Annotated in this window: 4 protein-coding genes; 1 reads left to right on the top strand and 3 read right to left on the bottom strand. The window is 62.3% G+C overall.

Going from position 1 to position 6,357, the window contains the following annotated elements:
* Nucleotides 1-804 precede the first annotated feature (804 nt).
* Nucleotides 805-2,802 carry an RNA polymerase sigma factor RpoD gene (rpoD, locus tag CI15_RS16450; RefSeq protein WP_062129403.1) on the top strand — a complete coding sequence of 666 codons (1,998 nt, stop codon included), beginning with the start codon at nt 805-807 and terminating at the stop codon, nt 2,800-2,802.
* Nucleotides 2,803-3,144: 342 nt separating this feature from the next.
* Here the strand turns inward: rpoD and CI15_RS16445 are convergent, their stop codons facing one another.
* The 3 genes from CI15_RS16445 to CI15_RS16435 all read right to left on the bottom strand — a co-directional run bounded on the left by CI15_RS16445 (nt 3,145) and on the right by CI15_RS16435 (nt 6,317).
* Nucleotides 3,145-3,726 (bottom strand): DUF898 family protein, encoded by a 582-nt coding sequence (locus tag CI15_RS16445; protein ID WP_062129402.1) that lies wholly within the window; start codon nt 3,724-3,726, stop codon nt 3,145-3,147.
* 58 nt (nt 3,727-3,784) lie between these two features.
* Nucleotides 3,785-4,993, bottom strand: coding sequence for an aminotransferase-like domain-containing protein (locus CI15_RS16440; protein ID WP_062129401.1), 1,209 nt, complete (start codon nt 4,991-4,993; stop codon nt 3,785-3,787).
* A 151-nt stretch (nt 4,994-5,144) separates the two neighbouring features.
* Nucleotides 5,145-6,317 (bottom strand): NAD(P)/FAD-dependent oxidoreductase, encoded by a 1,173-nt coding sequence (locus tag CI15_RS16435; RefSeq protein WP_062129400.1) that lies wholly within the window; start codon nt 6,315-6,317, stop codon nt 5,145-5,147.
* Between the last annotated feature and the right edge of the window lie 40 nt (nt 6,318-6,357).

Below are 6,357 nucleotides of genomic sequence, written 5' to 3'. Positions count from 1 at the left end.
CAACAGGTTCGTGCCCCGGCTGCCCTTCGATTTGAATGTCTAAGCAATGCAGCCACCGTTCAATCTAATCCATCATCAATCGTTTCAGTTCAAACCTGTTACTGTTTTCGGTTCTTTCGAACCGGTCGCTCACTCAACGTACTGACGAAGTGTTCAACCATCTCTCGATGGAAAAACCTTCCTTTCATTACTGTGTGAGGCTTCTGATACTTTTGCTTGACAGCAGATTCCGGAGAATCCGCCGCTGCATTCCGCATCAAGCGCCCACACTTATCGGCTGTTAGTTTTTAAAGATCGATCCGCGCACTGCGCAGCACCTGACTACCCGGCACCGCTTCGTTTGCGTCGCTGCGTCTGCAGCAGAGAAACGAGATTATGGAGAGCGATCGACAACACGTCAAGCCCCTTCTGCGAATTTCTTTCGAGGACAGCGTGCGACGTTACGGCTCCATATATATAGAAAGGGCATCGAGCCCCCTTGTGCCAGGAGCAACGCGCCCCCATGTCCAGACCGTGGCGCGCATGCACGGACCACGCACCAAGGCAGCCTCAGCATGCATGCGACAACAACAGCCACGATGATTTGATGTGGACCCATGAGCGCGAACCCGCAAGCTCGTATATAATGCGAGCCGCGCAAAATTTCGCATATCCATCGGCCCGCTTCGAGCGGGCTCATCTTTTTTGCTCCCCAGAGCACAGCCCAACAACCGCGTTGAGTCACATCAGGTGATGCTGAGCCCTGCTCGAAACGCCTGACGGTAGCGTCTTGCGTCTCATAGCGAAGCCTCTAGAGGAAATTACGTGAACCCTTTTGATCGCGAAGATTCGCAACACGACACCGCCGCCTTCACTGCCAAAGCTCCGTCCGGCCGCTCGGCCAAAGGCAAGGGCGCCGGCAAAGCGATCCCCGTGGCAGCCGAGCTGCTGCCGCAACAAGCCGAAGAACGCCAGCGCCTGATGCGCGCACTGATCCAGCTGGGCAAAGAGCAAGGCTACCTGACCCACGCGCAGATCAACGACCACCTGCCCGACAACTTCACGGCGACCGCCGCGATCGACAGCATCGTCAGCGCGTTCAGCGACATGGGCGTGCAAGTCTACGAGCAGGCGCCGGATGCGGAAACGCTGCTGCTCAACTCGAATGCCCCGGCCGTCGTGTCGGACGACCAGGCGGACGAAGAAACCGAAGTCGCGCTGTCGACCGTCGACTCCGAGTTCGGCCGCACCACCGACCCCGTACGTATGTACATGCGCGAAATGGGCGCGACCGAGCTGCTCACGCGCGCAGGCGAAATCGCGATTGCGAAGCGCATCGAAGACGGCCTGCACGAAATGGTCCAGGCGATCGCCGCGTGCCCGCTCGCGATCTCCGCGATCCTCGCGAGTGCGCAACAGGTCGCTGACGGCGAGCTGCGCATCGACGAACTCGTCGACGGTCTGAATGAAGAGACGGCCGCCGCGGAAGAAGTCGCGAGCGCCGATGCGGATGCCGAAGAAGTCACCGACGCCGACGAAGAAAGCGAAGACGAAGATGACGACGACGTGAGCCCGGCCGATTCGTCGGCGGCGGACGAAGCTCGCCTGAAGCAGCTCACGAGCGACTGCCTCGAAATCTTCGCCCAGGTCGGCATTCTGTACGACCAGATGAACGCGTCGCACACGCGCGGCGACGTCACCTCGAAGGCCTATCTGCGCGCACGCGAAGACATTCAACAGCACCTCGCGAAGATCCGCTTCACCGCACGCACGATCGACCGTCTGTGCGGCGACGTGCAGCACCAGGTCGCGCAAGTGCGCGCGATCGAGCGCAACATTTTGCAGATCGTCGTCTCGAAGGCCGGCATGCCGCGCGAGAAGTTCATCGAAACGTTCGCGGGTAGCGAGGCCGACCTCGGCTGGACCGAGCGCGCGGCACGCACGGGCGCGTCGACCTATGGCGCGGCGCTCGAGCGTCACCTGCCGGCGATCCAGTCCGAGCAGCAGAAGCTGATCGATATCGAAGCGACGGTGTCGCTGCCGCTCAAGCATCTGAAAGAGATCAATCGCCAGATGGTCGCGGCCGAATCGAAGATGCGCAAGGCCAAGAGCGAGATGATCGAAGCGAACCTGCGTCTCGTGATCTCGATCGCGAAGAAGTACGTGAACCGCGGCATGCTGTTCCTCGACCTGATCCAGGAAGGCAACATCGGTCTGATGAAGGCCGTGGACAAGTTCGAATACCGCCGTGGCTGGAAGTTTTCGACGTACGCGACGTGGTGGGTTCGTCAGGCTGTCACGCGTTCGCTCGCCGATCAGGCGCGCACGATCCGCGTGCCGGTGCACATGATCGAAACGATCAACAAGCTGAACCGCATTTCGCGTGAGATCCTGCAGCAGACCGGCCAGGAAGCGCATCCGGCGGTGCTCGCGGAGCGCATGGAGCTGTCGGAAGAGAAGGTGCGTGGCATTCTGAAGATCGCGAAGCAGCCGGTGTCGCTGGAGACGCCGGTCGGTGACGACGGCGATGCGACGCTGGGCGACATGATCGAAGACGCGGCCGTGTCGTCGCCGGCGGATGCCGCGATGCAGGCCGACCTGCGCGCCGCGATCGACGATGCCCTCGACTCGCTGTCGCCGCGCGAAGCGAAGGTGCTGCGCATGCGCTACGGCATCAACACGAAGTCGGATCACACGCTCGAAGAAGTGGGCAAGCAGTTCGACGTGACGCGCGAGCGGATCCGTCAGATCGAGAGCAAGGCAATGCGCAAGCTCATGCATCCGAGCCGCGCGGACCGCCTGAAGTCGTTCCTCGACCGATAAGCGCCTGGCATGCTTGTCGTGCGCGCTGCACGGCAAGCCACCCCACCCAACGTACACAAGCAGCGGGATGAACCGGTCGACGGTGCATCCCGCTGTTTGCTTTCTGCTGTACCTTTCACGCGCTGCTTTACGCGTGTGAGCTCTCGGCTTCGCTCTTGCCCGGTTGTCCACAGAATTTGGGAACAAGCTTGTGGACAACCTGCGCATGACTGCGCTAACTCATTGAGCGTATTGGCTTTCGTGCCTGCGCCTTCGATGTGTCGCATGTGCTACGGCTTGCCGCACATCGCCCGCCGACGTTGGAGCCGAGCGTCGCACGGTGCTCGCGACGTCCCATCGATCTCAGAAGCTTTGACCCAGCATGTGCGGGTCGAGGTAGCCGCACACCTGAAGTGTGTCCGCGACAAAGCGCATCAGCCGATGCAGCACGATCGGCGCCCCCAGGCCGAGCGTGAACACGATGATCGCAAGATTGCCGCATTGCAAGCCGAGCAGACGCACCACGCTGATGCTATTGCCGAAGCGCAATCGCGATCCGAGCGCGGCGAGCGGCGGCGCCGTACCCGCCTCCGGCGCTTGGCCGAGATGCACCGATGCGAGAGCTTCCTTCAAAAACACCATGAACAGAACGGCGAACAGCACGACCACCCCGACGAACGTCACGAGGAACAGACCGTAGACGGCCCGCACGCGCCCCTTGAAGCGAAACATCAGACTACCGAAGCTGCTCGCATTGATGCAGCGCTCCATCAGACGCATCGATACCCACGGCGTCATCTGACCAAGCGTGACGACGCACATCAGCGCATACATCAACGTGCGCACGCCGTAACCGAGCGCGGAGCCGGTCACGCCGCCGCGAATGCCACACCACTGCGTGCGGCTCAGCCGATAGCGCTGCGCGCGGAAAACCCCGCCGCACATTAGATGCACGCCGGGTAATCGGTCGCATTCGACTGGCCGTGTCGATGCGATTAAGGCTTTATTGCCCCTCGAAGTACCGCTCGAGCGCGCGCTTCATTCGGCACACACCCGTTTCAATATCCTCGACACCCGGCGCGGCAAACGATAGACGCAGCGCCGCCCTATCGACCGCGTCCCGATAAAACGCGATGCCCGGCACGAACATCACGTTCTGCTCGATGCAAACGCGCAGATAGTCGGACGCATCGCGCGCCGCGTTCAGACGCGCCCATACGAACATGCCGCCCGCCGGACGATGAAACGCGATGTGCCGCGCGAGATTCGCGTCGAGCGCATCGCACAGCGCGCGGCATTTCACGGCATACGCATCGATGATGCGCGGCAGATGCCGCTCCAACGCGCCGCTTGCAAGGTATTCGGCAGCAATCGCCTGGGTCCACGGCGAGCTGCACAGATCGACGGTTTGCTTCGCGACCACGCAACGCCGCACGATTTCCGCGTGCGCGATCATCCAGCCGACGCGCAAGCCCGGTGCGACGATCTTCGACAGACTCGAAAAATGCACGACCCAGTCGCGCGAACCGGGCACCTGCTCGCTCAAGGCGAAAAGCGAAGGCAATGCGGTGCCCTCGAAACGCAAGTCGCCATACGGGTCGTCTTCGACGATCACGAACCGATAGCGCGCCGCCAGTTTCAACAAAGCGATTCGACGTTCGAGCGACAACGTCGCACCGGTCGGATTCGCGAACGTCGGCACCGTGTACAGCAGCTTCGGCGTGCGGGGCAGCTTGCCCGTTTCGAACAATTCGGCGAGCTTCGCGACGTCGAGGCCGTGCTGATCGACGGGCACCGTGACCACGTCGGCCTGTTGCAGCTTCAGCGCCTGCAACGTGGCCGGATACGCGGGCTGCTCCACGAGCACGACATCGCCGGCCGCGACCATCACGCGCAGCAGCAGATCGAAGCCTTGTTGCGAGCCGGTCGTCACCAGCAGGTCCTGGGGCGCGCATGGCGTGCCGCGCCGTGTCATCAACTGCGCGAGCTGTTCCTTGAGGATCGCGATGCCATCGGTCGGGCCGTATTGCAGGCACAGCGCCGGCTGTTGCGATGCGCGCGCGGCCGCGGCATCGAGTCCCTCCCGGTCGAACAGATCGCTCGCCGGATAGCCGCCGGCGAACGAAATCATGCCGGGCTGCGCGAGGTATTTGAACAGCTCGCGAATCGGCGAGCCGCTCGGCGCTTCGAATGCGGGATTGAATGAGTACATGGTGACGGCCGCCTGTTTTTCGCGTGATATCGATGGAGATGTCAGAGACGATCGGCGTCGATTGTGGCCATCGGCGGGACCAGCGGCAAACGATATCTATGCACTACTTATTGCGTTTTCCGCATGACCCCTTAGCCCGCCACACCGATGGCTACACCACGTTCTTCTCGACGATCGGCCGGTTTTCGAGCACACGCGTAAAGCTCAGCGAACTCAGGTCGAGCGTCGTATAGCGGCCATGCAGAATCAGTTCGCTGATGCCTCGCCCGGTCGCCGGCCCTTGCTGCAAACCGTGCCCGCTGAAACCGTTCGCGAAGATGCAGTTAGTGACGTCCGGGTGATGCCCAATGATCGCGTTCTGATCGAGCACGTTGTATTCGTAGTAGCCGGACCAGCAGGTCTGCACGCGCAGCGCTTCGAATTGCGGCACGCGATTCGCGAGCGTCGGCCAGATCACGTCGTCGAACAGCGCGTGATCGACTTCGTCGAGCGGCAGATCGTCGGGGTCGTTATCGGCCGATGGCGAGGTGCCGCAAAGATACGAATTGCCCTCGGGCCGGAAATACACGCCGCTCGGATCGATCAACAGCGGACAGCGTTCGAGCTTCGCCGGCGAGGTCACATTGAAGATACTGCGGCGCCGCGCGTAGACCGGCAGGTCGATGCCGAGCATCTGCGCAATCTTGCGCGCCCACGCGCCGGCCGCGTTGACGACGACGTCGCACGCATGGGCCTCGCCGTCCGCGGTTCGGACCCGCGTGACGCGCTCGCCGTCGCGATCGAGCGCGGTCACATCGGCGGCGACATAGCGCGCACCGAGCGCCTGCGCCTTCTTGCGCAGCGCTTGCACGAGACCATAGCCGTCGAACCAGCCTTCGCCGCTTTCGCCATAAGCGCCGGCGACGAGGTCGTCGGTATTGAGCCAGGGAAAGCGCGCTTGCAAGTCGTGCGTGTCGAGCAGGCTGATATCCGCGCCGAGACTTTTTTGCAGCGCCTGATTCTCGCGCAGCGTCGCAACACCGGCGCGCGTCGCCAGAAACAGATAGCCGCCTTCGTGCAAGTCGATCGAGGGCCGCGTGCCGGCCACTTCGAGCCGCTCGCCGATCGAGCGCAGAAACTCGATGCCGAACAGCGACATCTGAATCGAAAGCGGCGTCGAGAACTGCTGCCGGATCGACGCCGCCGACAACGCCGACGACGAACGCGCATAGGTCGGATCGCGTTCGATCACCGTGACACCGACCGTCGGATCCGACAGCCGCAAGAAATACGCAACCGAGCTGCCGATCACCCCACCGCCGACGATCACGACTTTGGAACTCACGCCTAACTCCACGAGTAACGTGGCCGCTCCGGAACGCCGG

This window comes from Paraburkholderia monticola (genome assembly GCF_001580545.1).
Taxonomy (GTDB): domain Bacteria; phylum Pseudomonadota; class Gammaproteobacteria; order Burkholderiales; family Burkholderiaceae; genus Paraburkholderia; species Paraburkholderia monticola.
This window is presented reverse-complemented; position numbering and strand designations above follow the sequence as displayed.